The sequence below is a fragment of the Fictibacillus iocasae genome (genome assembly GCF_042665465.1).
In the GTDB taxonomy this organism is placed as follows: Bacteria; Bacillota; Bacilli; order Bacillales; family Fictibacillaceae; genus Fictibacillus; species Fictibacillus iocasae.
Window position 1 is genome coordinate 103,357 of record NZ_JBHTCP010000050.1, and the last position, 25,420, is coordinate 128,776.

Consider the following 25,420-nt stretch of genomic DNA (forward strand, 5'->3'; position numbering starts at 1 on the left):
CAACCATCCGAACTCTTTCGGATGGTTTTTTTGTATAAAACTTTTAATGGACACCGTTTTCAGGATCCCGCCAGCCATTTTGTTTACGGATCGTGATAACCTGACCTGCATGATAAGCAGCATAAAGAGCAATATCTGCCATAACCTCGCGCCAGTTTCCTGTACCGTTCTCATAGACCGGCCGCTCAAGAGTTATTTGATCAGCAGCAGCCGTCTCTTCCTTCCACTCGTAAAGCAGGCTGGTCAGCTTTTCTTTTGTGTCTAGCCAAGACTCACCTGACACAGCCAAAAACGTCATATCATTGGTTTCGATTTTATCTAGAGCAGGAGTGCCTTTAAATCGATCCAGATACCTTGTTAAATAAAAATTAACATGACGGATGATTTCCCAGATCGAATTCTCCCTGCCACTCTGTTTCCAAGCCGCCTGCTATCCGTATAACATCTTGCACACTATTCTCAAGCGATACAAACCAATAATTGCGGTGTGTCGAACCCATCAGATAGAGCAATTCTTGTTTTACAGAATCCGTCTTATTCACGTAAAACGCCTCCTTTTCTGTTTCATTTTGTTTCGAATGTCTTTTAATCCTCTACAGCAAAAAAACAATCCATAGGATCAGTCAGTTCCCAGGATTGCTTTATCTGTTAATTATTGATGAACTTTTCATAAACGTGGCCAAAATCTTTAACCACGTACGTGCTGCGCTTATCTGCAAGCCAGTTAAACGCGGATTCGTTAAGTCCATTAAAGCTCTCCACGAGTTGATCTTCACGTGCTTGCACCCGGCTCATTGTCGCTGAAGCCAGATTAAGGCTTTGCTGGGCGTATTGCATGAAGGCTTCGTTCTCATGATTGATTTCGGCTATTTTCAAAAGGGCTTTATACAAGTCTTTCAGTTCTTCTAAATGCTTCTTATGCACATCAATAGAAAAAACGGTCTGTCCGAGTACAAACTTGATCTCAACATCTAAATCTACCGTTCCAGCCGTCTCAAGTGACACATTGGAAATCGTATTTTCCCAATAACTGTACCGGCGCAATGTTCGCTTCTTGCTGACCGCGCTCGTCCCATCAAGGTGAATCAATGCTTTATTTGTAAAACAATATTCATCTGTCCTTGATTTGATAAGAAAATAAATCTTCTCTCCGTCCTCATGCATCACATAATCATCGCTGTCCACCTTATCATAATCCGCAGGTGCGATGACTGTGCCTACTTCACTAAGACCAAGCATATCAGAAGCTACTTTTTTAAACATAATTTGTTTCCCCTCTCCTTTAACTGTTCACACTAATCCATACGCACGCATTATATAAAAGTTTCAAAAAGGATGGGGGAAATCCTCACTGTAATCAATCGGACATCGCACCACAACATGCCAACCCTTTTTCCTTTCTTGTGAGAGAAGTCACATACATTGCTTTACACCTGCCTTATAGTAAAGATGCAAAGACGCTTCAAACCAATTAAAGGAGGAACATATTCATGACTATATTTTCTCGAATTGTGGTGGCGTATGACGGATCTGAGTTAAGCAAGATGGCCCTAAATCAAGCAGTAAATCTCGTCAAAGAGAATTCATCAAGCGAGCTTCACGTTTTAACGGTATATGAACCAGAATATGTGATGAGCTATACTCATCCGCTCTATACAGTAGATAATGGAGCGTTTGATATGAAGATTGATACTGAAGAAAAACTGAAAACGGTTCAAGATCAGCTTTCATCTGAACTAAGCAATCCCGTTTTCACAACATCTATTCAAGGTCATCCTGGTCAAGAAATCGTCAAATACGCAAATGATCAAGACGCAGAACTTATCGTCATCGGCAGCCGCGGCTTAAGCAACTTGAAAGAGCTCTTCCTAGGCAGCTGCAGCCATTATGTCGTACAAAAATCCACCTGTCCGGTCTTTATTATCAAATAAACTTTGTTCACTCTTTTCCCGCCTGTATGACTCACAGGCGGTCATTTTTTTATAACATTTGCGGTGCAATTGCGGGGTACGGTACCCTCTAGGTCTAGTCCCTTATTCCATGGGAAATCATAAGTAAACGTACCGGACCCCAACAAACCAATAAAAAAATCAGCAAAGCCCGAAAGACTTTGCTGATTCCACCTATTTTACCCCATGATGTTGAATCCGGAATCCACGTAAATGATCTCCCCTGTCACGCCGCGTGAAAGATGGCTCATGAGTGAAAGTGTCATGTCTCCTACTTCTTCCTGTGTCACGTTCCGGCGAAGCGGAGCGGTTTCTTCAATCTTATGAAGGATGGTATTAAACGATGGGATCCCTTTTGCAGCGAGTGTTCGAACAGCTCCCGCCGATACAGCGTTCACCCGAATGTTGTCCTTCCCAAGATCTTCTGCTAAATACCGTACGCTTGCCTCAAGAGAAGCTTTTGCGATGCCCATCAGGTTATAGCCCGGAACGACTCGCTCTGCGCCAAGATAGCTCATCGTGATAATCGAACCGCCTTCTGTCATGAACTCTTTTGCTTCCCGTGCAACAGCGATTAAGGAGTAGGCACTCGTATCCTGAGCAAACGCATACCCATCACGAGACGTTTCAATAAACGCACCTTTTAAGTCCTCAGATTTGGCATGGGCAACGGAATGTACAATACCATGAATGATTCCGACACGCTGACCAATTTCCTGAAAAGCTCTCTTCACACTTTCATCATCGTTCACATCACACTGTACGATGGCTTTCGCCTCAAAGCCCTCGGTGTTAAGCGCCTTTTCAAGTTTAGCTGCTGAACGATCCTGACGGTAAGTGAAAATCAGGTTTACTCCTGCTTTTTGCAGTGATTTTGCAACTCCCCATGCTAGGCTGCGTTCGTTGGCTACACCCATAATCACTATATTTTTATCCTTTAATTTAAGCAAATCTTCCATCATATATACCTCCAATACCATTCTCTACTGTTATCTTACCATTTAATCGTAACACTTGCTATTATAACCTGGTCATAAATCATTACTATTATTGACGTTACCTATTGATTAAAAGGCATAAAAAAAAGCCCAGATCATCATGTAAGCTGATGATCTGGGGCCAAGTTCTCCATCCTTATTATTCTTTTTCAGGATTGTTGTAGTTGTACTTGGACGTGTCTACTTTCTTGAAGCCCTTTGGCTTGTGAAAGCGCAGAAGGTCTCCTTGAACCACTTTGTCCGACAGGTTCAGCTTTGTTTCAACCTGCTGCTCAACTTGAGAGATTTGTTCGTTCTTTTCAACAGGCTCACCTGTCTGTGAGTGATAATACTTGCCGTTTATCGATGTGATTTCAGGTGTGACGAAGTTCCCGTTTCGGAACGGAACAACTTGCTGGTGCTGTGGTGATAACAAATCTGTTCCGAAGTGCACGTAATCTTTTGTATCGATTCCAAGAAGGTGCATGAGTGTTGGCATTAGATCAATCTGTCCGCCATACTGATGCTTTACTCCGCCTTCCATGCCAGGCACACGAATCATAAGAGGCACACGCTGAAGCTGAGCATTCTCAAATGCGCCTACTTCTTTCCCTAGCACTTGGCTCATAGCCTCATTATGGTTTTCTGAAATGCCATAATGGTCACCATACATGACGATGACAGAATTATCATACAGTCCGGTTTCTTTCAAATAATTCATGAATTCTTCAATAGATTCATCCAAATATCGAGCCGTCTGGAAATAACGGTCTACAGATCCGTCACCCGTATCATCTGGACCGATCGTCGCTTCTTCCTCAGAAATCAAATAAGGGAAGTGGTGAGATACGGTGATGAACTTCGTATAAAACGGCTGCTTCAAGGATTCAAGCATTGGTTTAGACTGCTCGAAGAACGGTTTATCCTTTAAGCCATAATTTAGGACATCTTGCTCATTCATATCATAAAAGCTCGCATCAAAGAAATGGTCGTAACCAAATGACTTATATGTTTCATCACGGTTCCAAAACGTTTTATAGTTGCCATGGAACACGGCTGATTCATAGCCTTGCTGGCCAAGAATAGCTGGTGCTGCCTGATACTCATTTCCGCCATTTGTTGTAAAAGCAGAGCCTTGGGGTAGGCCGAAGAGCGAGTTTTCAAGCATGAACTCGGCATCAGAAGTTTTGCCCTGGCCTGTCTGATGGAAGAAATTATCGAAATACATCGTATTCTTGTCTTTAACGAACGAGTTTAAATACGGCGTAACCTCCTCACCGTTAAGCTTGTAATCGATCAGGAAATTCTGCACGGACTCCAAGTGGATGTAGATTACGTTCATGCCCTTCGCTTTACCGAATGTTTTCGGATCCGGGTTCGCGTACATGGAGTTCTCATAGTTCAATACATCTGTAAGATCGCTCGTGTCAGCAGATGCTTTTTGAGCGGATGTGCGCATGTTCTGCACAGCATCATAGATCGTATAGTTATACGCACCTAAATATTTCACCAAATAGTTTCGGTCAAATGTTCTGGTTAACAGCTGCGGACGGTCGATTTCCGCGAGCGCAACGTTCGCCAGCATCAGCACGATCGCCGATACGAACACCAAACGGCGCTTGCGTTTTTGCAGTGCCACGGCGGCTGGATTAAGCATTTTGCTGAATACTAGGATACCGATGATAATCGTATCCGCAAAAAACAGAATGTCGTAGCCCTTCAGCAGTTCAAAGATACTGCCGCCTAAGCTTCCAAAATTATCCGTCTGCGTCAACGTCGGCAAGGTAATAAAATCATTGAAGAAACGGTAATACACGATGTTCGCGTATAAAATAAAGGACAAAAGAAAATTAATAAAGAACAAACTTTTGTAAGCCCGCTTCCCTTTAGCGTAAAGAGCCAGTCCTAAAAAGAGCACTGCTGAACCGGCAGGGTTAAAAAATAGTAAGAATTGCTGCATCGCATTTTCAATACTTAAATTAAAAGCTGTTAAATAGGCCGCATATGTTTTTGCCCAGAACAGTGCAACGGCAAAAATGAAAAAACCAAGATGCTTGTTTAAGACATGCTGGCCTTTAGTCCAAAATTTATTCATATTCATTTCACCTCAAATGCTTCTCTTATGTGACTTCAAATAATTAACATTTAACACGTCATTCATTATATCCTACTCTGCAACTTGTACGCTAATGATAAATATGTGACATTTTACAAAATACTTCTTCTTTATTGCCCGTTATCTCACTCACTTAAACATGTTATTAATAAAAAAATCCGTGAGCTCAACCTGCCCCGGATTCTCATTATAACCATTTATCAATAAATGTAAAGTACCACATACTGTAAAAACTAGGTTGTTCTTTTAAAAGGGTTACGCCATTCCATCAACAACCCATAATGACAGGATTCCTCGTCATCCAAATAATTTTCAACGAGAGTGACCGGTGTTCTGCCGCACTTGAGCAAGAAGGAAATGACCGGGTCTTTCAGCTCGCCTGAAATGACTTGATCAACATACTGCTGAGCCGTAAGCTGACCGGCATGCATATGATAGCCTGGCATCCTTCCGCCTCCGAGAAGCCTGTCAAGCTTCATGTGGACGACTGTCTCATACATCGCTTGCATTAGTGCCGCGCCGAGTTTAAATTTCCTGTAAGCTGGCCTTATTCCAATATCGACCACATACATTGTGTTGCCAAGAGGATCGTGATTGCGAATATAGCCAGAATCAGTGATTTGTTCCCATGAATGATCGGGATCTTCGGGTTCATATTGAACAAGCAGACTCGTAATTGAACCAGCGAGCTCTCCGTCTACCTCAACACATAAGGCGCCTTCTGGAAACCTTGTTACATGGTTCGTCAGCTGTTCCTCGTTCCATAGAAGATCGGGAGGAAACGGGGGCGGGAAGCATTCACGCTGAATCGTAACCAGCATTGCAAAATCTTGCTGCTGATAATTCCTAACGACAGCCTTATGCATCCGGCCATCATGGTACAGGTGAAATTCTTTGTGATACATCTCGCACCTCTCTCATTTCTATCCGATTTTTTCGTCTACTGCCCTCGGCCCAACAAGCTTTTCCCAATCTGGATATAAATCACTTCGCCTGTCGCGCCATGTCGTAACAGAGCCGTTCTGCCTAACTTCATATAATAAGGAAAGATCAAGGTCTGCCGTAATGATCATGTCATTGTTAATATCGCCTTCTGCCATGATGCCTCGCTGCGGGAACGGTACATCATTCGGTGTGATAACGGCGGCCTGGCCATAGTTAGACCGCATAAAGTCGACCGTTGGAAGCGACCCGATCGTACCTGTCGTTACAACATAAACCTGATTCTCGATCGTTCGTGCATGAGCGGAAAAACGGACTCGGTGAAAGCCGTGGGAATCATCCGTACACGAAGGACAGAAAATAACATCAGCCCCCATCGCTTTCGCTAACCGCACGATTTCTGGAAACTCGATGTCATAACATGTCAGAACCGCAATCGTACCTTTCTCGGTCTGAAACACTTGAAGCCCTTCTCCGGGCATGATGTTCCACTCTTCCACCTCTGAGGGCGTAATGTGAAGCTTCGGCTGCTTGCCGATCGTTCCGTCTGGATAGAAAAGATGAGCCACATTGAAGAGCTTCTCTTCTTCTCTCACCACATGTGTGCCGCCAATAATATGCATGTTATAATCTTGAGCCAGCTGAGAGAATAGCTGGTAGTATAGTTCTGTATATAAAGGCAGGTGCTCGATGCTGTGTCCCTCGTTCGAATCCGGAATCGACAATAACTGAGTCGTGATAAACTCCGGAAATAAAACAAAATCCGCCTTAAACTCTGCGGCGTTTTTCACATAATGGGTGACCTGCTGCTCAAACTCTTCAAAACTTGATATGGTGTGCAGATGATACTGCACAGCCGAAACGCGCAATCGCAATTTCGTATAACCCCCTCTTACGATGAAATGTTAGCTACTGCTTATTTTACAGCAATCCATCCATTTCCTAAAGAGATAAACACCTAAATTACATTTTTCATGTTATTATTTTGTAAAATATAAATATATATGTTTTATAGGTTTTGTATAAGGGTAATAAGCTAACTATCTAGCACTATGGATTGATTAAAAAGGAGTGAAGCTGTGATGAAACCTTCAAGTACAGATTTACGGCTTGTCGAGCGAATTATCGAGAAAGATCGCACAGCGCTTGAAACGCTTTACAACCGCTATGAACGACTGCTCTATCGTGCAGCCTTTATGACAAGCGGCAGCGAGCAAAAAGCTGAAGCGGCGGTTGCCGACTTATTTATGGAAATTTGGACATTCCCTCATGCATTTCTCGTTCAAGGTGATATGCGGTTCTCTTCCATGTTTCTAAACAAATGCTTAGATAAGTGCAAGCCCGCAGCACAGGTCGCCGCTATTCCTGTTACAGCACATTGCCATTTTAACTGATGACTATTGACCGTTCACACTGTTTTACTTATTACGATAAAGTTAATGCTCATTCCATTTTCCATTTTCCAAAGAATTTCGGGAAAGCTTCTTAACTATGTCATCGGATAACACCATAACTCAGCGCCTCTTTGCTGTGGTACACAACTTGACTAATTCCACGTTCCCTCTTTCAAGTCCTTATCAACATCCCCATAAAGAACACTTGGCAGACGCCAAGCTTTTAAGTAAGCCCTGGTTGAGATTTAAAAAGGCTGTTCACATGGAAACAGCCTCATCCAAACTAGTTATATGCTTTCTGCCTCCAGCTTTTCTTTCTCGCGAAAAAGAGGAACCATCGTGAAAATGCCAGCAGCCAGTAGCAGACCTGCTCCTTCATAAATCGCAACAAGGGAGAGTGTGTCCTTTAACAGTCCGCTCAGCGACATCGTGATGACCATCGCTCCCATAAACAGCGGGTTTAAAATGCCGTTCACACGCCCAATAAATTCTGGTTCTGTGTTTTTTAAAATAAGTGTGTTTATCCCAATATGGATGCATGGCATGAAAAGGCCGCTCATAAACTGCGCAGCGAGCGTGAGGTAATACACCTCAGACAGCCCCATCACAATAAAACCAGCAGCACTTGCCAGCATACCGATCGATAAAAGCACTTGCGGTTTAACCTTTGAAGAGACGGCAATAGTTAATCCGCCGCCTATGATCATTCCTGCACCAAACGCCGCCATCAGCCATTGCAGCTGTTCCTTTGGCAGGCCGAGCTGCTCTGTGATCAGAAACACCGCCATCGGCTGCGTTAACCCTATCGCCAATCCAGCTACTGCAAAGCAGACACCAAGCAGTGTTAACGCTTTTTTATTCAGCACATAGCGGAAGCCGTCTTTCATTTCTTCAGTCAGTGACGTTTTCCGAGCTTCTCGACTAGGCTCTTCATCTGGCGGCAGCAAGGTAAGCGCGGCTGCAGACAAGATGAACGCCACTCCCATCACAGCTATCGCCATCATAATGCCGAACTGCTGATACACATATGTCCCCAAGATAGGTCCAAGAATCATGAAAAGCGCGAACAAGGTTTGATACATACTCATACCAAGCTGAACGAGCTCTTCTGGAACGTGGATTTTGAACAGTTTCATACCGGACGGCTGAGAAAACTGTGACAAAATAGATGAAATTAACGTGGCAAAGAAAATCACTTTCCAGCTGCCGTACATCAATGTCAGCAAGACAACGAACACAGATGCCGCACTCAAAAGGTCGCACCAGATCATCGTCTTCTTTGGCCGCCATCTGTCGGCGAACGTTCCGCCAATAAATGAAAACAAGAAAATCGGCGCGAACTCCGCCACTGAAATGAGCGAGACCGCCACTGGATTTTCGTTCGTTTTTTCGATCACATACAAAAGAATGGAATAGTTCCGCACCCAAATGCCTATCTGCAGAAACAGCACAGACACAAGAATCGTCCGTATGACTTTGTTTTGAAAGATCGCACTCATCGATACTTTCGGTTTTACTTGCACATCACTCATCATGTTGGTGCTCCTTTACGTTTTTGACACTTTCATTATTATAGCGCAATTCCCTTTTTATTCTAACTTTCTTTTCTTTACTTTAATTTTTGCCGGATTGTCCAGTTCATCCGGCTACCCTATACATATATTACTCTTAATTATGTTTTGGTTAGGATGTGCTTGATTGGAAACAAAAGGGTTCCATATTATTATTGACGCATTTTTGTGTGATGAAAAACTGCTGAATTCAGCAGATAGACTTGAAGCTTCATTAATTAAGATCGCAGAGGAATTAAATATGGAAGTGCTTCACACGTATTTCCATGCCTTTCAGCCTCATGGTGTCACAGGTGTGCTCGTCCTCTCCACTTCACATATGTCAGTCCACACATGGCCTGAGAAGCGCTATGCTTCCCTAGATATTTACACCTGTGGAGACAGCAACCCATTAGATCGTGTAGATGCTGTTATTTCAAGTTTCTCATCTGAATACGCTGTGGTGTATGACATCCTTCGCGGAGAGAAAAGACAACGCACACCAGGTTCAATCGTCATAACTAAAGAAAACTAGACTGACACCTTGCTTTTTTGCCAGCCCTAGTTGACCTTATACTTTGTTCGTTAACTTTTTGACTACGTCGACTTCCTTCACTGTTAAAAAGTTACACTTTCTTAAAGTGGAAATGACTAAGTCCTTCTTTAAAGGAGATGGCCGCATGAGTAAATTAAACAATTTAAACGCAAAGCCCTGGTATAATTCTGCGCTAATAGGCAATCAGCTTGATAAGCAGAAACCCACACTGCCCGCACCCCGCAAAAACAGCAATGGTGATGTTTGGGATAAGGTTGGCATTCAAGAGCTATTAAACGGTTCACACAAAAAATTGTATACAGGAAAAAGTGAATTTCAAGACATTTTTGTTGTTGAAGCGACAGATATTCGAATGTATTTGAACGAGCAGCTTCAATTCAGCTCTTTGGATGAACGCATCTACCATCAAGCACTAGTTCATCCTGCTTTTCACTTAAGTCCATCCAAAAAATCCGTGCTGATCTTGGGCGGCGGTGACGGCCTCGCCCTCCGTGAAGTCTTTCATTATGACGAAGTGGAAAAAGTGGTCCTTGTCGATATCGATCCTAAAGTCATCCAAACATCTAAGACTGTGCCAGCCATCGTCGAGCTTAATGAAGGCTCCCTGCTCGATAAAAGAGTGACTGTGACTGTCCAGGATGCATGGGAGTTTGTGTTCTCCGGAACATCGACCTTTGATATTATTATTGTTGATTTCCCTGATCCAGCGGAAGAAATTCTAGCTAGATTGTATGCAGTCGAAATGTTTCGGAAGCTGTACAGCAGACTGTCAGATAACGGAGTCATTGTCTGTCAATCTAATTCTCCAAGTGATGCACCATCCGTTTATTGGAGCATTGGAAGGACAATGAAACATGCAGGATTTCACACGTTGGGGTACCATACGATCGTTCCTTCCTTCGGGGACTGGGGATTCCATATTGGGAGAAAATCAGTCATCAAGGCAGAAGACGACTTTCAAACGCCCTTTAATCGGTCTGTACCATCTTTTCAAAAAATGTGTGAGTTTCCAAAAAGCATCCTATCACTCAGTAAAAACGCAGAGTTAAATTCCGTCAAAAATCTTGTGCTGCACGAGTTATATGCGGATGAAATGGAGTTTTAACCAATAAAAAAACTTGGCTGACGCGATACCTTTCGCGTCAGCCAAGTTGCCCTTACACGGTAGACGTTAACTTTTTGTCACGTCAAGTAATCTCCAGCACAAGAAGGTTATGTTTTCCCATAGTGGAACAAAGCTTTCTAAAAGACTATCTTAGAAAGCTTTGTTGCTTCAATTCTCTTTTATACAACCGCTGCTGTGCTTTATTATCCTTTCAGGTTAAACTTCACCTTAAGTGCTGTACCGGACCCTGGCTTGCTGTTCAGTTCCCATTCACCACCGAGCATGCATGTTCTCTCTCTCATGCTTGTCAGGCCGAGTGAATAGCGCCCCGACACGTTCTCGTCATAAATAAAGCCTTTTCCTTCATCACGGATGATCATTTCTACAGCAGTACCTTCCGTATGAAGAGTAAGTTCCGCTTTGTCCGTTTTCGCATGCTTGCTTATATTATTCATCGCTTCCTGGCCAATGCGCCACAGTGCCTCTTCTATCACACTTGGCAAGTCACAGCACGACAATATTTTAACATTCACGTTCACACCGAGGCTGCGTCCATAGTTGACAAGTGCTGTTCCTACTCCGTCCTCAAGCCCGGCAGGTCTGAGCTGCCAAATAAGTGCACGCATCTCGGCTAGCACGTCTTGGGATGTGTGCTGTATTTCATCCAAAGATTCATGCAGCAGTTCGTTCTCTTTCGGTGTGAGAGCTTTCACTCCTCTAGCTGTAAGCATAAGAGAAAATAGTTTTTGATTGACCGAATCGTGCAAATCGCGTGCTAGCCTGTTTCGTTCTTCAGCAAGTGCGATCTCCCTTCTTTTTTGATTAAGAGAAGCGTTCTGTACAGCAAGTGCCACATAATCAGCAATGGCTTTCAATGTCGTCTTCTCGCATTCTCTTGAAGAGGTTAGCCTGCCTTCATCACAAACAATGAGCGCACCAAGAATTTCGTCACCCAATGTCAGCGTTACCGCAACGGTGCAATCATCTAGGAAACCCTCTGCTTCAAGGTCCTTGATAAGCTCCTTATCATCCAGCGTCTTTTTCGCGAGCTGTTCAGCAATGGAGGACGAGTATCGTTTTTTAATCGTTTTAACGGTTTTCTTGCTATAGGTTGTGTGTAATGTCATCGCATTATCTTCTTTTGTCATGAAGGCGACATACGGCCATTGAAAGAGCTCTGCTATCTTTTTCACAGCTTTTTCCGGGAAATCGCCCACGTTCTGTATTTTCCATACATAGCGGCCAAACACATCCAGCTGTTCAAGCGTCCTTGCCCGTTGCTGTTGTTCTTCATATAATTTCGTCCGCTTGATCGCCGTACCTACCTGCAGCGCGACCGACTGAAGCAAATTCAGTTCATCCTCTTCAAAGTGAATTTTTCCTGGTGATCCTACATTCAGAACGCCGAACTTTTCCCCGCCGGCCGCAATCGGAACCGTAGCATGGTGGGTAAGGCCACCTGTATCACCCCACTCGCACTCGATTGCATCCTCGATCCGCTTGCAGTTGATGATGTTTACCGCGCTATTGAGCCTGCCGTCCCAGTATCGGTCCAAACACCAGCAGCTGTTCTCGCACATCGGGCGCTTATTATCAATAGAAAGTGCTGGCGGAAGCTGAACATCTGCAACAAAATGATAGATTGGCTCTTCTTCAAGCAGAAAGATCCATCCTGTCTTAAGCTTAGTGATTTCGAGCAGTTTTTCCAATACAGACTGCAGCATCGGTCTCAGCTCATAAGACTGATTCAATGTTTCGGCAATCACTTTCAAGGTCATAATCTCGTTTTTATTCATAGACTCCGCCATACGCCAATCCTCCCGTTACACCTTACTATATCGCTTCTCTTTTCATTATAAGGAGGACGCTTTACATTGTCTTATCCTTTGTCTGCGTTTGCCAGCCACTCACTCAAGTATCGCACACCTTCTGATGGGGGAAGTATTCCATCATCATCCAGAAGCGCAATGAATTCTAGCGGGTTGCCGTCTGGATCTTCGAAATATACCGCAGCGGCCGGCATCCACGTATGAACAATCGGTTCAATAGGCGGCAATCCAAATGCCTCTTTTAGCTTGATCCCTCGCTCGCTCAGCCACTTCTCCGCACCGAGCAGCTGTTCAAGTGATACTCGAAAGGCAAAATGGCTCGACGTCCAATGCTCACTCGCCACTTCCCAAACACCGAGCATCTGCTCCTTTGCATCGCCAAAATAAAAGAACGATGCTCCGCGGGATTTCACTTCATGCGCAGCTGTCATGCCAAGCTTTTCATAAAATCCTTTCGCTCTTTCAAGGTTTCTTACCTTCACGTGTGTTTCATACAGCCTGCCTGCCATACTCATGCCTCTCACTCCTTACCGGTTAACAGCCGCTTGCAGCAGCGAATCGGTTTGTTTCGTTTGTCTTTGGAAAACAGTATGCATTAAGTAAATGCTGCACATTCCCATCGTAAAGAACAGCAGGCTCATCGCCCATCCTGGAAACAGCGACCCTATCGACACACAAATACTCGCGATCACCATACCCATGTTCCATTTCATACCGCTCACCGCCATATACGCACTGCGGTGTTCATCATCCGCAATTTCAGCGAGCTTAGATTCCGAAACAGGTGCATATGTAATTTCGCCTAATGTTGCCAGAAGCATCGCGAAAACGAGCAGCAGCGGCGAGTTGCTGAACCCGATTATGCTGTAGCCGATCGTATAAATGACTAGACCAACCATTAGAATGTTGTATTCTTTAAACTTTTTAAACAGTACAGCAACCAGTGCTGTTGCTGTTACAACAAGGATGGTGTTCTCAGTCTGCAGAAATCCCATCATTCGGACACCGTCTATGTTCAATACCGTTGAAAACAGTGTTAAGGTGTGGACTTCCATTTCTTTTTCAAGCCGGATGCCGACATAGTTCGTAAGCTGGACTTCAAGTGACATGATTAAGATAACGGCCACCATATATTTCACAAACATTCTGTCTTTTAATACGATAGAATAGTTGAAGGCCATTTCTCGAAGCACTTGGGGTTTCTCTTTTGTACTGGACTTTTTTGGCACATACGTTTCATCAATATAATAGTGTACGAGCAGCCAAGAGATGACCGCTGACACAGCAAGAGCTGCGAATAGCTCAAAGCGATGGGACTTGATCAAGAACGCTCCGGCGATGGATCCTGCCGTGATCGACAAGTTCGTCAGCCAATACGATATGGCATACACGTACTTTCGGTTTTCGGGTGTGCTCAAATCAATGAGCATCGCACGTGACGCCGGCCCGCCAATTCCCCAGCATACACTGTTTACCGTCATCATAAGGAACGTGACGACAGGAGACTCAAGCCAAGGCGAGTTAGCCGCAGCCATAAGGGCATACGCTCCAATTCTCAAAGCGCCCGAGAGCTGAATCATCTTTTTCCGTCCGATCTTATCGGCAAAATAGCCGCCATATAGACCTGCAATCATTCCAATGACAATGTTTACGATCATGATGATACCTGTTATTTTTGCTCCGAAATGACCCGCAAAGTAGATCGCCATAAACGGAAACACCATTGTACTCACGGTCGTGCTAATAAAGTTTTCCGCTAATCGAATTTGTATGGTGCGGTGAAAATCTTTGAATCGCATCGGACGCCCTCCTTCTCTGACTCTATTGTATGTGATGGCTTCGACTATTTCTTCGGCAGTTCGGATGGTTTTTCTTGTAAGGAGTTGGTCGGATGAAAACTACGACTTTCGGCGGAGGGCAGCATACTTTCTCCTATATCTTATTTAGCTCCAACAGCTCACCGGTGACCGCGTCTACAGCATAGGCACAATCCAGTTTGCCGGACAGAACAAATCTTTTTTGACTGTTATGATACACATAGAAGGGCTGTATTTGCAGATACGGCGTAAGCCTGCTGAACGCTTCATCTTTGTTGAGAGCAGGTTGTCCGACTGGCTCAAGCTCCTTTACCGCATCTATTAACCAATCATTATCCATTGCATTGATGACATGATGTCCTTCGCTGTCTAGGAACAGCCTCTTCCATTTTGCAAAAACACTCTTGTCACCAGCCATTTTTAACAAAGCGTTCATATAGCCGCCATCTCGTTTGAGATGCAGAAGATACCAAATTCCAGACTCTTTTGGGTATTGGTTCTGCATAAAAGACAGGACTGCACGTTTTGCATTTTCAATCTCTCGTTCAGTCAATGGGATGAGATCAGGATGCGGCTGGTTTTCAAGAACATCCAGCATCGTAACCTTCTCATGGTTCCAATCCAGCGGTTTTAATTTAGCCTTCTTTCCCTTTTCCACCTCTTCCCAGTTCAAGCCTTGATCTACGACCACCGTCATTTCCTCATGCCCTGTTATTTCATAAGTAATCAGCGATTGATCATCATTGACGACGAACACCTCTTCTATACTAAATAAAGATATATAGCGGTTTTCTTTTTTTGAAGGAACTTCATGAAATTTCAGCTGACTGTAATAGGAATCCCATACATCTTCCACTGTTAGCCTAAACTCTTCTGCTGCGGCTTCATCGTCATTTGGAAAATAGCCTGACTGTGAAAACATCGTTAGGTTTCCATGATCATCTGTTTGTATGTTGATATAACCGCCAGGATGAACAGGAATTTTTCTCACGCAAGCCTGAAGTTCATAATCTCCTTCATTTTGGCGGGTACATTTATATTGGCTTGGAAGTATGCCTGTGACGGATGATATCCACTCTTCCACATGATTTACTTTTATATTCGAGCCTTTTCCGTGTACAAAAATGATGCTCTTCAATCGTTTGGAATGCATGTCCATTGTGATTGACACAGTTCCTGGCGGGTTACTCCCATCTTTCATCCGTTTCTTTTTTCCAACCGGAAACCACTCCATCGATAATAGATAACGAGTTTGATAGAGCGCATCTTTCTCACGGTACAATTCCCATAAATACAAGTGATGATGATTCAGCTGTGCGGTGATCCTTGCTTTTTCTATTAACTCTTCTATAAGGGGATGCATAAGAGTCCTCCTATGAAATGGGGTCCGGTACTTTATTCAACAACGATGCTGTTTCTGCGGATAAACAGGACAGTGTACCGGACCCCTATCGTTCTATTGAGATTATCGTTCATTGCCCCTTTTAAAGTTGCCCGTTGCTTTAGCCATAATCAACTGGCGCTCTTTCTCGTCTGCTGCCTGCTGCATTCTTTGAATAAATTTCTTTGCTTCTTTCCCTTTTAAAATTTTCACCTGTTTTCCATACCACTCTAGAAAAACGGTGCCGCTTTTCGATACACTATAAGAAAAGAACGCTTCATCCAGCTTTCCTCTTTTATCAATGCTCATCATTTCCCACCTCAATATGTTCATTTTACCAGATTATACCTAAAGTTTAGAAGATGATTAAGGAGTGAAATCACATGATAGAACAATTCACTGTTCATATAACACCTTTTAATAGAACAAGATCGGTACGCGTGTATTTGCCTTCTTCCTATCCAGTCACAAAAGATAAGGCCTACCCTGTTCTTTATATGCATGACGGCCAGAATTTGTTTAAAGACAAAGACGCAAGCTACGGAGTTTCGTGGGGAATATCCAATTACCTGGACAAAGCAGGAATAGATCTCATCGTCGTGGGTCTTGACTGCAGCTCAGAAGGTTACGAGCGGCTGGATGAATATGGTCCCTGGGAGAATTCGGCCATCGGTCAGCTTCTTGTTGGAGAGGAGAAGTCATTTGGCGGCGAAGGTGAGGCCTACATTGACTATATAACACACGAACTGAAGCCGATGATTGATCAAAAGTACCGTACCCTGACTGGTGAAACAATGATGGCAGGAAGTTCGATGGGGGGACTGATCACAACCTACGCGGTGTGCAAATACCCGCACATATATAAGCGGGCGGCTTCCATCTCCTCACTCAGCCTACTGGTTCAGCCAGGAACAGCTTGCGTCGTATATACAGTCAAGCGATTTGACAGCCGTCGATAGGTTTTACCATGACGTCGGGACAAAGGAAAGCTCTTCTGACATCAGCAGCCAAGACTATATCAACTCTAGCAAAGCCATTGACGAGCGGCTTCAAGAAAAAGTGAAAGAGTGCCATTTTGAGATTGTAAAAGGCGCTGAGCATCAAGAAGAGGCATGGAGGAAAAGGTTTCCACAAATTATAGACTATTTGATGAAGCAGGAAACAGAGGACGAAGAGTGTTATCAATGAGTAAGCTTCTGGATCTGTATAAAAAAGATGAAAAGCCTGGATGCAACAGGCTTTTCACTTAACTCTGCAAAAACATTTGATAATAAAGTAAACAAATAGCGCACGCTGCCCACGAGACAAGAGAAAACATCGTGACAATCATATTCTCGGACCAGCCATATTTAATTCCATAATGATAATGGATGGGTGTAAACCGGAATAACCTTTTCTTTGTTCTTTTAAAATAGGCAACCTGCAATATAACGGATAGCTGTTCTGCAAGATATATAATAAAAAGAATTGGAATGAGAATCTCTACCTTTTCAATAACGGCCAAAAAGGACAGCGTACCCCCTATGGCAAGTGACCCGGTGTCACCCATAAACGCTTTGGCTGGATATAAATTGTAGATTAAGAACCCTAATATAGCCGCGATCATGACCAAACAAAATATTTTGACCTCCGTATATTCGCTGATTACAAAGAAAAAGAAATAAGTAGGGATGGCCACCATGCCTAACAGCCCGTCCATTCCATCCGTAAAATTAATCGCGTTCGCCGTTCCAACGATAAACAAAGTGATAACGACAAAGTACAAGCCATATGGCAAAACAATGTGCAATGATTTTGTTAGAGTAATGCTAGACTGCAATTCAAATAGATTAAATGAAGCGAACAAAAGCAATATCGTGAACGCGAACTGAAAATACAGTTTCGTTTTACCCGAAACACCTCCAGGATCCTGTTTTGATGCTTTCCAATGATCATCTAGAAAACCGATAAAGCTGAATAACAAAAAAGTAAGGATTAAAAAAAGCATGATTGGACTCTGATTATAATAAAACGCCACTCCGACTCCAACAAGGAAAACACTGCCCAGCATTAACGGCGTTCCTTTTTTCTCCTGATGATCGGCCGGAAGCTCAGCACGAATCGGCTGGGTCCATTTTAGTTTATTTAAAATGAAAATGAGTAAAGGTGCTAGTGCGACGGTTAATACGAAGGTGACAAATGCAGGCGTTAGCTGAGAGAACATAAAAGAACCTCCCTTCATTTTTAGCTAATCTCTTTTAAGATTCAAGCAGCATGCATCCATATCCTTTCGTTTCCATTGAAATATGACTTCACATAAAAAAATGCAGCTGTGATCGAAAATGAAGTCACAGCTGCTGCCTTTCTTTAACCCATAACTCCTTTAAAAACATAAGGGATGCTATGTTGATCTATTAATTTGATATTGTGATCTTCTAGACCAAGTATGTATCCTTTTGCCTCATCTATATCCATCCACACAATTTGTTCAATTTCCTCCGGCATGGAGAGGGTAATGTCACCGCCCGTAATTCTCCCGGAGAATGTGAAGAATACAGCTTGATGCCCGCTGTCCTCAAAAAGCGCTTCACATACGCCCAGAAGACCGCCGATTTTAACGGATAATCCCGTTTCTTCCAAAACTTCACGAATTGCCCCTTCCTGCAGGGTCTCGCCTTCTTCCACTTTTCCACCTGGCAGCGTAAAGTAGGACCCCTTGTCTCCAATGTTTTTTACCATGAGAATCTTTTCTTGCGGTTCATCAAACAGCACCGTATAAGCGACGTCCACCCTCTTAAACGGCTGTTTGGTCACAAATCCTGCCATTTGTTCCACTTTTCCTTTTCATTCACGGTATACACGCTGTTCTCACGTGTCACGAAGCCGTTAATGACGAACTCTCTTCTAATCGTGCAAAAGTCCTCGTGAAACTGTTTAATGAATTCGTTCACGTCTTTTTCGTTGTACGCTTTTGCTGGGTCAAGCTTTTGTATTAAATATTCGAGTACGACAAGCTTTTTCTTTTTCTGGCTCGGCATGCTTTTTAGCCGTCCGTCCGGTTTCGTAAAATTCCGGAAAATTGAATCTTGAAAGGCCAAATCTTCCATTCTATTTCCCACCTTGCAAATGGCATATATTCAGCGGTTTATTGCATTCACACTGGCTCTAAGTAATGAAGCGAAGTCTTCGTTTCCACGCTTGTCCGCGATAGCCACCGCGCTTCCTTGGCCGCCGTCAGTTGCGGGATCAGCTCCGTTTTCAAGCAAACGCTTTGCGATCTCCACGTTTCCTTCAAACGCTGCTGTCTGTATCGGTTTGTGTCCTTCACTATCGATTGCGTTAACATCCGCTCCGTGCTCAATGAGCAATGAAATGAGCTCTGCCGGCTGCCTGCCTGAAATTGCCGCATGAAGAGCAGTATTGCTCGGTATGAATGGTAATAGAGAATGGGACATGGCGTTAATTTCTGCGCCAGCAGCGAGCAGCTGACGTACCATCTCGATGTGGCCGTAATGCGACGCGAGGCCAAGTGCCGTTAAACCGTGCTCATTTTCAGCGTTTGCCAGCATCTGGTCGTTTGATAAATGACTTTGCACTTCCTCTATATTTCCGTTCTCTACTGCTTGAAAATAGGCTGTTTGCATCTATAATGCCTCCTGTTCATATGGTCAGGTAGGTTATTCGAGAAAAACACCTTGTTCTCCTTTTTTACGGTAAATTTGACGGCGCGCAATCATCTCTTCAGCCGCACCTGATCCAAAAATGACACCCGCAAGGATGAACAGGAAACCGAGAATCTGCAGAACTGAGATTGTCTCATCAAGAAGTAAAACAGAACTTAATAGCGCAAAAAACGGATTCAAGTTGATGAATATGGACGCTTCTGCCGCACCGATCACACCCATTGCCTGGTTGTAGAGCATATGCCCCATTGCCGTCGCAATGATAGCAGAAGAAAAAAAGACTGCCCAAAGGCTTGCTGTTCCGTGTGTCATACCCTCTAGTCCGCCTGGCTCTTGAACGATTCCGATGAAAAACAGCATCGTAGACCCGATTAACATCATGTATGAAGTAATACAGCGTGCATCCATCGTGGCAGTGAGCTTTTTAATCATAATGAAACTGACGGCCTGAACGAGAACTGACAGAAATACAAACAAATCACCATGCGCTATACCTGAAACTGCGGAGCCCTTCAGCACGATGAGCGACACACCAGTAAAGCCGAGCAGCAGCCCTAGCCCCTTTAGCACCGTGAACCTTGTTCCGAGAAACAGTACGGCAAGCGCCGTAGTCCATAGGGGTCCGGTACCTAAAATCAATCCGCCGTTTGTCCCGCTCGTTCCTTTTAATCCTATCGATAAAAAATAATGATGGGCGAGCACATTAAATATCGAAGCGATAAATACGTATCCAGCTTCTTTTCTTGTGGGAAGTCTTAAATTCTTCGTTAATGCCATGAGCAGAAAAACAGCCAGCCCCGCGGTAAACACGCGCAGTGATGTCATCGTTACGGGCGGAAAATGCGTTACAAGCACTTTTGTCGCCGGCACGTTCACACCCCACACGATCATGACAGCGACCAATATGACATACGTTTTTACATTTTTCATTTCTGTACACGTCCTCATGTTGATTAGAATAACGTTACTTATCAGCGTATAGAAAACTTGGCTGATACGTAAGTCTTGGCGTTAGATACAACCTCTTCCTTAAACGATGCTTAGTATATCTTCCGGCTCACTGGCCATATAATCGGGTGACTCTTTTTTGACATGCTCAAGAGATTCATAGCCCCAGCCTGCCCAGATCACCTTCACACCTGTTTTCTTGCATGCCACCACATCCCGCACTTCATCACCGACATACAACACTTCATCCGGCTTCAGGCTGAAGCTTTTCAGAAACTTGTTGATCACCTTATCTTTGCCAAACAAGGAGCTTGAACAGAACACCTCATCAATGTAGTCGACTTCGTGCATCTCAAGAAACTCGCGGATATTCTGCTCGTTGTTGGACGAAATAACCGCCAGCTTGTACCCGCGGTTCTTAAGCTCTTCCAGCGTTTCTTTAATTCTTGGAAAGAATATGATGTCCTTAATTCCCTGATGATAGTGTTTAAAAAGCTGCGGGGCGTAGATTGGAAGTTTATAGATGGGAAACTTAAGGGCTTTGCATCGTTCCAGTACCGACATTTTCATGAGCTCGTCCAGTCGGTCGTGTTCCATTGGAAGAAATCCGTGCTTTCCTGCAATCTGATTATAAGCGGCAATAACCGCTTCCTTCGAATCCACGAGTGTTCCGTCGAAATCAAAAATAATATATTCCCGCATGTTCCGTCTCCTTTTTTTATCTTTTTATAGACATTACCCGGTCTCAAGGAAAAACGTACCACTTTTCTTAATAAACTGATTATATTACAATATTTTGGAAAATACATATTAAAAATGATATACTGGTGCTAAAAGGAGGGGGCGTCATGCAGGTAGAATTGATGGCGATTGGAGCGGTTATGCTTCTGGTATCTTATATGGTAGGGGTAAGAAAACAAACGTGGCTTCTCGCTGGGTTCAATGAGCGAAATATCAAGAATAAAGAAGCGCTTGGAACAGCGGCTGGAGCTGGATTCTTCCTGCCGCTCGGCCTATTGCTGATGACTGCTGGGCTGATTGAAATTCCACAGGAAACCCGTGTGCTGCCTTATGTTATTCTGCTTCTTTTACTCATAGTATACGTCTACATTCGCAGGAAACTAATGAAGTAGTCATGTAAGAAATAACCGGGGTCCGGTACTAACGTACCGGACCCCGGTTATTTCTAGTTTTTCACTTTATTTTGATTCAGCAGTGCGGCCATTTCAACGAGCTGGTTCGTGAGTTCGTTCACGCGCGTTTTTGCCAGCTCGTCAGTCAGCTCTTTTCCTTCGTCGAACATGACCGGGTCCGCGATATACTGATCGGCCAGCACAAGGCTGTACAATCCGCGCAAGACGGTGCGCAGATTATTCATCGCGTTCATGCCGCCTTTTCCGCCTCCTGCTGCGACTGCCATAGCAGATGGTTTGTTTTTAAAATACTTGCTCCCAAGAAAATCAAGTGCGTTCTTTAACGCCCCGCTCATTCCGCTGTGATATTCCGGCGTTGTCACGAAAAAGCCGTCCGCCGCTTCTGCATACGATAATAATTTTTTCACGGTTTCATCATTCGCTTCGGATGCATCGCCTGTAAACAACGGCAATTGGTCGATGCCGACGTCGAAGTAAAGCACCTCTACATCAAGTTTTCGTAAGGCTTCTGCCGCGAATTGTGCGACACCTCTTGTTCTTGATATTGCTGTCGGACTTCCTGCAATCACCATAATCTTCATATCTTCTAACCTCGTTTCATCTTGTTGAATTCTACTACTATCATATCCTGTCTGCTCTCTGTCATCCTCATGACAATGAACGATTTAAACAGACAAAAAAGTCCTGCTTTAGTACAGGACTTTCTCGGTCTAAAGGCTGAGAGTGCTACGAACGAAATACGTGCAGCAGCTCTTTCGTGTAATGATGACGTTCTTCTGAAAACAGTTTCTTTTGCGGAAACACTTCCAATAGCTCGCCGTCTTTCATCACGCCGATCTGTTGGCTCATGAAATTCACCGCTGCCAGGTCGTGGGAGATAAACAAATAGGACAAGCTAAATTCGTCCTGCAAATCTTTAAATAAGTTTAGAACGTTTGCCTGAACCGAAACATCCAGGCTCGCCGTTGGCTCATCCAGGACAATCAGGTCAGGCTCGATGCTTATCGCCCTGGCGATGCTGATCCGCTGTTTCTGTCCTCCGCTTAGCTGATGCGGATAACGGTCGAGCAGCTCGCCAGGCAATTGAACGAGGTCCAGCAAATATTCACCGATGTTCCGACGGTCATTCCCGGTTTTAGCGAGATAGGACGGATTCATGTGATGCTGTCCCTCGAGCGCCTCGAGCACTGAGTCCATGATTCGTAGTTTTGGATTTAATGAAGAGGAAGGGTTTTGAAAAACCGCCTGCAGCTTTTTCGGACGGTCAATCATGCCGAGGTCCGTGTCATATAAACCGAGCACACATTTGGCGAGCGTGCTCTTCCCGCTCCCGCTCTCTCCAACGATGCCGACGCATTCACCTTTTTGCACGGTGAGGGAAACATGTGACAACGCAGGTTTTCCGCTTCTGTTATACGTTTTAGTTACATTTTTCACAGAAAGCACACTCATTACCTTACCTCCGCAGCATGTTCGACAGTTAGCCGTCTCGGCGGGTTAGGAATAAGAGGAGGAATGGCAGAAATAAGATGCTTTGTATAATCATGCTTAGGGCGGGTGAGCACATCTCCTGGTTTTCCTTGCTCGACGACTTCCCCGTTTTGCATGATCGTGACAAAGTTACTGTATTTTTTCACAAGACGCAAATCATGGGTGATGAACATGACGCTGCAGTTCGTTTTTTTCTGCTGCTGCTTTAACAGAGTTAGTATGGACGCAGCTGTTACACTGTCAAGTGCCGTTGTCGGCTCATCTGCAATGATGAGTTTCGGCTTTAAAATCATGCCAAGAGCAATCGCTGCCCGCTGCACCTGTCCGCCGCTCAGCTGGAACGAATAGCGGTGAAAGACTTCCTGCCCGCTAAGTCCAACCTCTTCAAGTGCCGCAACAGCCAATGAATACCGCTCCTTTTTCAATAACACCGTATGCTCACGCAGCATTTCATCGAACTGTGTGCCGATGGTTAGAAATGGTGTGAAGGATCCTTGATAGTCTTGAAAAATATAGGAAATTTCTTTGCCCCTTATTTTGCGAAGACTGCTTTTCGATACACTCAGCAAATTCACGCCTTGAAAATGAATAGCCCCGCCTGTTACGGTCAGCGTTTCGGACAGAAGCCCGCCTATTGCAAGAGATGAGAGGCTTTTGCCGCTTCCGCTTTCTCCGGCAATCGCGTGCCATTCCCCTTTTCCAACAGCAAGTGTAATATTTTTTACAAGCGGGGTGCTTTTGTGTTCAATTGTCAGCCCTGAGATGTTAAGCATCTTACTGCAAACCTCCTTTCGCGTTTTTCACATCATATTTGTCACGCAGACGGTCACCCGCTACATTGGACAGGAGAACAACTAGCATGATGCAAAGTCCCGGGATGATCATCAGTTCCGGACTGTGATAGAAAAACGCTTTGCCATCGTTGAGCATCGCTCCCCACTCGGGCGCAGGCGGCTGTGCTCCTAAACCGATGTACGAAAGCGCCGCTATCATAAGAATCACCTTGCCAAGATCAAGCGTGGCCAATACGAGCACATGTCCGGCAACGTGAGGCAGTATGTGTTTCCAAAGAATACGAACTGAGCTGAGACCGTTGATCCTCGCGAGAAGTACATAGTCTTTTTGCTTTAGCGAGAGTACCGTACCCCTCACCAGGCGTGCATAGCCGACCCATTTTACCATTACGATGGCGAATATAAGGTTCATGAGGCCTGGTCCGAGCAGGCCGCTTAAGATGATCGCGACAATATAGTCGGGAAACGCCATGAACGCGTCAACGACACGCATGAATATGCGGTCAAACAGTCCGCCGATATAGCCGGACACCAGTCCTGCCGGAACACCGATCATGAGAGCTGCAGCCAGAATTAACATACCTGTTCCGACCGTTGTCTTTGCACCTGCTGCAATTCTTGAAAAAATATCGCGCCCTAAATGGTCGGTTCCCAGCCAGTGCTCACTGTTTGCCGGCAGGATTCGCTCTTTCATGTTCACGTGAAGCGGGTCGTGCGGCGTAAAATAAGAAAACGCAGCACCTGTAAAAAGGAGCAGAAGAGCGATAAGCAAGAAGTGAAGCAGGTGCCGCTGCTGCGTCGAAGTAATATTTTTCAACCTTTTCTCCCCTCCTTCAATCGAATTTCCGGATCGACATAACGGTATGACAAGTCAACGAGCATGTTGATGATGGCGACAAAGAGGCCCATAAACAAAATGTAGCCTTGAATGACCGGATAATCGCGGCGCACGATCGCATCGATCACGAGCTTTCCGATTCCTGGATAAGAAAACAGCACCTCGATGATCACCGTTCCCCCGAGAAGGCTGCCGAGGCTCACACCGAATATTGTAATGACAGGTGTCAGACTGTGGCGAAAAGCGTGACGCACAAAAATGCGCCATTCTTTTATACCACGGGCCCTCGCCGAAAGAATAAAGTCTTGTCCGAGACTTTCGAGCAAACTTGACCGCAGCAGTCTGACATACACCGCTGCCATCGCCACGCCAAGCGTGACCGATGGCAGGATCAAGTGGATGATGGTGTCCGCCCCCATGGAAGGCAGCAGTCCCAGTTTTACAGAAAACAGCTGAATAAGCAGCAAACCGAGCCAAAAGCTTGGAACAGATGCGCCCAAAAGAGCAAACAGACGGCTAAAACGATCAATCATCTTATTTTGATAGACGGCGGCGAAAGAACCGACTGGAACGGCACTAACGATCATGACGATAACGGAACAAAAGGTAAGCAAAAGCGTCGCCGGCAGCTTGCCAGCCAGCTCCTCTAAAACCGGCTGCTGTGTCATATACGACGTGCCAAGATCTAACTGGAAGAACCGCATCAGCCATAAACCGTACTGTTCGATTAAAGGCTTATTAAAGCCTAGCTCCTCTCTCAGTTCTTCTATCCTTTCATCCGAAACCGCCACATCATCAATGTTCAGCATGTACCGGACAGGATCGCCTGGCGCGAGCTTCATGAATAGAAAACTGACAAACGAAAGCAGGAGAAGAAAAAGCAGCAGCTCGAACAGCCGGTTAGCGAAGTACTTCAT

Annotated in this window: 29 protein-coding genes and 1 pseudogene; 6 read left to right on the forward strand and 24 right to left on the reverse strand. The window is 44.6% G+C overall.

Annotated elements, in window-relative coordinates:
* Positions 1-43 precede the first annotated feature (43 nt).
* From ACFQPF_RS16210 to ACFQPF_RS16220, 3 genes are all read right to left on the reverse strand, one after another.
* On the reverse strand, positions 44-394 hold the full coding sequence (locus ACFQPF_RS16210) for a hypothetical protein (RefSeq protein WP_379750940.1): 351 nt from the start codon (positions 392-394) through the stop codon (positions 44-46).
* A complete protein-coding gene (locus ACFQPF_RS16215; protein ID WP_379750856.1) occupies positions 369-542 on the reverse strand; it encodes a hypothetical protein in 174 nt (57 codons plus the stop codon). The genes ACFQPF_RS16210 and ACFQPF_RS16215 overlap by 26 nt, the downstream gene beginning before the upstream one ends.
* Positions 543-648: 106 nt before the next feature.
* Positions 649-1,263, reverse strand: a complete 615-nt coding sequence (locus tag ACFQPF_RS16220) for a PH domain-containing protein (protein ID WP_379750858.1) — start codon at positions 1,261-1,263, stop codon at positions 649-651.
* A gap of 227 nt (positions 1,264-1,490) precedes the next feature.
* Here ACFQPF_RS16220 and ACFQPF_RS16225 point away from each other — a divergent pair, with 227 nt between their 5' ends.
* A complete protein-coding gene (locus ACFQPF_RS16225) occupies positions 1,491-1,931 on the forward strand; it encodes a universal stress protein (protein WP_379750860.1) in 441 nt (146 codons plus the stop codon).
* Positions 1,932-2,128: 197 nt separating this feature from the next.
* Here ACFQPF_RS16225 and fabI read toward each other — a convergent pair whose 3' ends face one another.
* From fabI to ACFQPF_RS16245, 4 genes are all read right to left on the reverse strand, one after another.
* Positions 2,129-2,908: an enoyl-ACP reductase FabI gene (gene fabI, locus ACFQPF_RS16230; RefSeq protein WP_379750942.1), complete on the reverse strand. Its 780-nt coding sequence runs from the start codon at positions 2,906-2,908 to the stop codon at positions 2,129-2,131.
* A 178-nt stretch (positions 2,909-3,086) separates the two neighbouring features.
* Complete coding sequence (ltaS, locus tag ACFQPF_RS16235) at positions 3,087-5,021, reverse strand: lipoteichoic acid synthase (protein ID WP_379750862.1); 1,935 nt, start codon at positions 5,019-5,021, stop codon at positions 3,087-3,089.
* 254 nt (positions 5,022-5,275) lie between these two features.
* Positions 5,276-5,947, reverse strand: a complete 672-nt coding sequence (locus ACFQPF_RS16240) for a GNAT family N-acetyltransferase (protein WP_379750864.1) — start codon at positions 5,945-5,947, stop codon at positions 5,276-5,278.
* Between the two features lie 18 nt (positions 5,948-5,965).
* A complete protein-coding gene (locus ACFQPF_RS16245) occupies positions 5,966-6,859 on the reverse strand; it encodes a carbon-nitrogen hydrolase family protein (protein WP_379750866.1) in 894 nt (297 codons plus the stop codon).
* Positions 6,860-7,066: 207 nt separating this feature from the next.
* Here ACFQPF_RS16245 and ACFQPF_RS16250 point away from each other — a divergent pair, with 207 nt between their 5' ends.
* The gene (locus tag ACFQPF_RS16250; protein WP_379750868.1) at positions 7,067-7,378 is read left to right on the forward strand and encodes an RNA polymerase sigma factor; all 312 of its coding nucleotides are present in this window, start codon (positions 7,067-7,069) and stop codon (positions 7,376-7,378) included.
* A gap of 287 nt (positions 7,379-7,665) precedes the next feature.
* Here the strand turns inward: ACFQPF_RS16250 and ACFQPF_RS16255 are convergent, their stop codons facing one another.
* Entirely contained in the window at positions 7,666-8,910 is a 1,245-nt protein-coding gene (locus ACFQPF_RS16255) for an MFS transporter (protein WP_379750944.1), read from the reverse strand.
* Positions 8,911-9,076: 166 nt separating this feature from the next.
* Between ACFQPF_RS16255 and speD the strand changes: the two genes are divergently transcribed.
* Positions 9,077-9,463 carry an adenosylmethionine decarboxylase gene (gene speD / locus ACFQPF_RS16260; protein WP_379750870.1) on the forward strand — a complete coding sequence of 129 codons (387 nt, stop codon included), beginning with the start codon at positions 9,077-9,079 and terminating at the stop codon, positions 9,461-9,463.
* A 145-nt stretch (positions 9,464-9,608) separates the two neighbouring features.
* Positions 9,609-10,589, forward strand: a complete 981-nt coding sequence (locus tag ACFQPF_RS16265; RefSeq protein ID WP_379750872.1) for a spermine/spermidine synthase domain-containing protein — start codon at positions 9,609-9,611, stop codon at positions 10,587-10,589.
* A 203-nt stretch (positions 10,590-10,792) separates the two neighbouring features.
* On the opposite strand, the gene ACFQPF_RS16270 is transcribed toward ACFQPF_RS16265, so the two are convergent.
* From ACFQPF_RS16270 to ACFQPF_RS16290, 5 genes are all read right to left on the reverse strand, one after another.
* Positions 10,793-12,397, reverse strand: a complete 1,605-nt coding sequence (locus ACFQPF_RS16270) for a histidine kinase (RefSeq protein WP_379750874.1) — start codon at positions 12,395-12,397, stop codon at positions 10,793-10,795.
* A 71-nt stretch (positions 12,398-12,468) separates the two neighbouring features.
* Positions 12,469-12,927, reverse strand: coding sequence for a VOC family protein (locus tag ACFQPF_RS16275; protein WP_379750946.1), 459 nt, complete (start codon positions 12,925-12,927; stop codon positions 12,469-12,471).
* A gap of 18 nt (positions 12,928-12,945) precedes the next feature.
* A complete protein-coding gene (locus ACFQPF_RS16280; protein ID WP_379750876.1) occupies positions 12,946-14,217 on the reverse strand; it encodes an MDR family MFS transporter in 1,272 nt (423 codons plus the stop codon).
* A gap of 133 nt (positions 14,218-14,350) precedes the next feature.
* Positions 14,351-15,598, reverse strand: a complete 1,248-nt coding sequence (locus ACFQPF_RS16285) for a hypothetical protein (RefSeq protein WP_379750878.1) — start codon at positions 15,596-15,598, stop codon at positions 14,351-14,353.
* Positions 15,599-15,700: 102 nt separating this feature from the next.
* The gene (locus tag ACFQPF_RS16290) at positions 15,701-15,928 is read right to left on the reverse strand and encodes a hypothetical protein (protein WP_379750880.1); all 228 of its coding nucleotides are present in this window, start codon (positions 15,926-15,928) and stop codon (positions 15,701-15,703) included.
* 71 nt (positions 15,929-15,999) lie between these two features.
* Between ACFQPF_RS16290 and ACFQPF_RS16295 the strand changes: the two are divergent.
* A pseudogene (locus ACFQPF_RS16295) lies at positions 16,000-16,804 on the forward strand (alpha/beta hydrolase).
* Between the two features lie 58 nt (positions 16,805-16,862).
* On the opposite strand, the gene mraY reads toward ACFQPF_RS16295, so the two are convergent.
* The 6 genes from mraY to ACFQPF_RS16325 all read right to left on the reverse strand — a co-directional run bounded on the left by mraY (position 16,863) and on the right by ACFQPF_RS16325 (position 20,928).
* A complete protein-coding gene (gene mraY / locus ACFQPF_RS16300; RefSeq protein ID WP_379750882.1) occupies positions 16,863-17,819 on the reverse strand; it encodes a phospho-N-acetylmuramoyl-pentapeptide-transferase in 957 nt (318 codons plus the stop codon).
* A gap of 143 nt (positions 17,820-17,962) precedes the next feature.
* On the reverse strand, positions 17,963-18,421 hold the full coding sequence (locus ACFQPF_RS16305) for an NUDIX hydrolase (RefSeq protein WP_379750884.1): 459 nt from the start codon (positions 18,419-18,421) through the stop codon (positions 17,963-17,965).
* A complete protein-coding gene (locus ACFQPF_RS16310) occupies positions 18,406-18,702 on the reverse strand; it encodes a DUF2087 domain-containing protein (protein ID WP_379750886.1) in 297 nt (98 codons plus the stop codon). The genes ACFQPF_RS16305 and ACFQPF_RS16310 overlap by 16 nt, the downstream gene beginning before the upstream one ends.
* Before the next feature lie 30 nt (positions 18,703-18,732).
* The gene (locus tag ACFQPF_RS16315) at positions 18,733-19,239 is read right to left on the reverse strand and encodes an ankyrin repeat domain-containing protein (protein ID WP_379750888.1); all 507 of its coding nucleotides are present in this window, start codon (positions 19,237-19,239) and stop codon (positions 18,733-18,735) included.
* Positions 19,240-19,272: 33 nt separating this feature from the next.
* A complete protein-coding gene (locus tag ACFQPF_RS16320) occupies positions 19,273-20,208 on the reverse strand; it encodes a DMT family transporter (protein ID WP_379750890.1) in 936 nt (311 codons plus the stop codon).
* Between the two features lie 99 nt (positions 20,209-20,307).
* Positions 20,308-20,928, reverse strand: coding sequence for an HAD-IA family hydrolase (locus tag ACFQPF_RS16325; RefSeq protein ID WP_379750892.1), 621 nt, complete (start codon positions 20,926-20,928; stop codon positions 20,308-20,310).
* A gap of 146 nt (positions 20,929-21,074) precedes the next feature.
* Here ACFQPF_RS16325 and ACFQPF_RS16330 point away from each other — a divergent pair, with 146 nt between their 5' ends.
* Positions 21,075-21,359 carry a DUF3784 domain-containing protein gene (locus ACFQPF_RS16330; protein ID WP_379750894.1) on the forward strand — a complete coding sequence of 95 codons (285 nt, stop codon included), beginning with the start codon at positions 21,075-21,077 and terminating at the stop codon, positions 21,357-21,359.
* Between the two features lie 53 nt (positions 21,360-21,412).
* Here the strand turns inward: ACFQPF_RS16330 and ACFQPF_RS16335 are convergent, their stop codons facing one another.
* From ACFQPF_RS16335 to nikB, 5 genes are all read right to left on the reverse strand, one after another.
* Positions 21,413-21,961, reverse strand: coding sequence for an NADPH-dependent FMN reductase (locus tag ACFQPF_RS16335; RefSeq protein ID WP_379750896.1), 549 nt, complete (start codon positions 21,959-21,961; stop codon positions 21,413-21,415).
* Between the two features lie 145 nt (positions 21,962-22,106).
* Positions 22,107-22,832, reverse strand: coding sequence for an ABC transporter ATP-binding protein (locus ACFQPF_RS16340; protein WP_379750898.1), 726 nt, complete (start codon positions 22,830-22,832; stop codon positions 22,107-22,109).
* Positions 22,832-23,644: an ATP-binding cassette domain-containing protein gene (locus ACFQPF_RS16345; RefSeq protein ID WP_379750900.1), complete on the reverse strand. Its 813-nt coding sequence runs from the start codon at positions 23,642-23,644 to the stop codon at positions 22,832-22,834. The genes ACFQPF_RS16340 and ACFQPF_RS16345 overlap by 1 nt, the downstream gene beginning before the upstream one ends.
* A gap of 1 nt (position 23,645) precedes the next feature.
* On the reverse strand, positions 23,646-24,449 hold the full coding sequence (nikC, locus tag ACFQPF_RS16350) for a nickel transporter permease (RefSeq protein WP_379750948.1): 804 nt from the start codon (positions 24,447-24,449) through the stop codon (positions 23,646-23,648).
* Positions 24,450-24,478: 29 nt separating this feature from the next.
* Positions 24,479-25,420, reverse strand: a complete 942-nt coding sequence (nikB, locus tag ACFQPF_RS16355) for a nickel ABC transporter permease (protein ID WP_379750902.1) — start codon at positions 25,418-25,420, stop codon at positions 24,479-24,481.

Excerpts from the sequence above, each read along its gene's own strand:
- ACFQPF_RS16305 (WP_379750884.1), bottom strand. The coding sequence starts at position 18,421 with ATGGCAGGATTTGTGACCAAACAGCCGTTTAAGAGGGTGGACGTCGCT.
- ACFQPF_RS16285 (WP_379750878.1), bottom strand. The coding sequence starts at position 15,598 with ATGCATCCCCTTATAGAAGAGTTAATAGAAAAAGCAAGGATCACCGCA.
- ACFQPF_RS16265 (WP_379750872.1), top strand. The coding sequence starts at position 9,609 with ATGAGTAAATTAAACAATTTAAACGCAAAGCCCTGGTATAATTCTGCG.
- ACFQPF_RS16315 (WP_379750888.1), bottom strand. The coding sequence starts at position 19,239 with ATGCAAACAGCCTATTTTCAAGCAGTAGAGAACGGAAATATAGAGGAA.
- ACFQPF_RS16250 (WP_379750868.1), top strand. The coding sequence starts at position 7,067 with ATGAAACCTTCAAGTACAGATTTACGGCTTGTCGAGCGAATTATCGAG.
- ACFQPF_RS16280 (WP_379750876.1), bottom strand. The coding sequence starts at position 14,217 with ATGCGATTCAAAGATTTTCACCGCACCATACAAATTCGATTAGCGGAA.
- ACFQPF_RS16225 (WP_379750860.1), top strand. The coding sequence starts at position 1,491 with ATGACTATATTTTCTCGAATTGTGGTGGCGTATGACGGATCTGAGTTA.
- ACFQPF_RS16330 (WP_379750894.1), top strand. The coding sequence starts at position 21,075 with ATGCAGGTAGAATTGATGGCGATTGGAGCGGTTATGCTTCTGGTATCT.
- ACFQPF_RS16320 (WP_379750890.1), bottom strand. The coding sequence starts at position 20,208 with ATGAAAAATGTAAAAACGTATGTCATATTGGTCGCTGTCATGATCGTG.
- ltaS (WP_379750862.1), bottom strand. The coding sequence starts at position 5,021 with ATGAATAAATTTTGGACTAAAGGCCAGCATGTCTTAAACAAGCATCTT.
- ACFQPF_RS16345 (WP_379750900.1), bottom strand. The coding sequence starts at position 23,644 with ATGCTTAACATCTCAGGGCTGACAATTGAACACAAAAGCACCCCGCTT.
- ACFQPF_RS16335 (WP_379750896.1), bottom strand. The coding sequence starts at position 21,961 with ATGAAGATTATGGTGATTGCAGGAAGTCCGACAGCAATATCAAGAACA.
- ACFQPF_RS16240 (WP_379750864.1), bottom strand. The coding sequence starts at position 5,947 with ATGTATCACAAAGAATTTCACCTGTACCATGATGGCCGGATGCATAAG.
- ACFQPF_RS16310 (WP_379750886.1), bottom strand. The coding sequence starts at position 18,702 with ATGGAAGATTTGGCCTTTCAAGATTCAATTTTCCGGAATTTTACGAAA.
- ACFQPF_RS16270 (WP_379750874.1), bottom strand. The coding sequence starts at position 12,397 with ATGGCGGAGTCTATGAATAAAAACGAGATTATGACCTTGAAAGTGATT.
- ACFQPF_RS16290 (WP_379750880.1), bottom strand. The coding sequence starts at position 15,928 with ATGATGAGCATTGATAAAAGAGGAAAGCTGGATGAAGCGTTCTTTTCT.
- ACFQPF_RS16275 (WP_379750946.1), bottom strand. The coding sequence starts at position 12,927 with ATGGCAGGCAGGCTGTATGAAACACACGTGAAGGTAAGAAACCTTGAA.
- ACFQPF_RS16255 (WP_379750944.1), bottom strand. The coding sequence starts at position 8,910 with ATGAGTGATGTGCAAGTAAAACCGAAAGTATCGATGAGTGCGATCTTT.
- mraY (WP_379750882.1), bottom strand. The coding sequence starts at position 17,819 with ATGTTCTCTCAGCTAACGCCTGCATTTGTCACCTTCGTATTAACCGTC.
- nikB (WP_379750902.1), bottom strand. The coding sequence starts at position 25,420 with ATGAAGTACTTCGCTAACCGGCTGTTCGAGCTGCTGCTTTTTCTTCTC.
- ACFQPF_RS16340 (WP_379750898.1), bottom strand. The coding sequence starts at position 22,832 with ATGAGTGTGCTTTCTGTGAAAAATGTAACTAAAACGTATAACAGAAGC.
- ACFQPF_RS16325 (WP_379750892.1), bottom strand. The coding sequence starts at position 20,928 with ATGCGGGAATATATTATTTTTGATTTCGACGGAACACTCGTGGATTCG.
- ACFQPF_RS16220 (WP_379750858.1), bottom strand. The coding sequence starts at position 1,263 with ATGTTTAAAAAAGTAGCTTCTGATATGCTTGGTCTTAGTGAAGTAGGC.
- fabI (WP_379750942.1), bottom strand. The coding sequence starts at position 2,908 with ATGGAAGATTTGCTTAAATTAAAGGATAAAAATATAGTGATTATGGGT.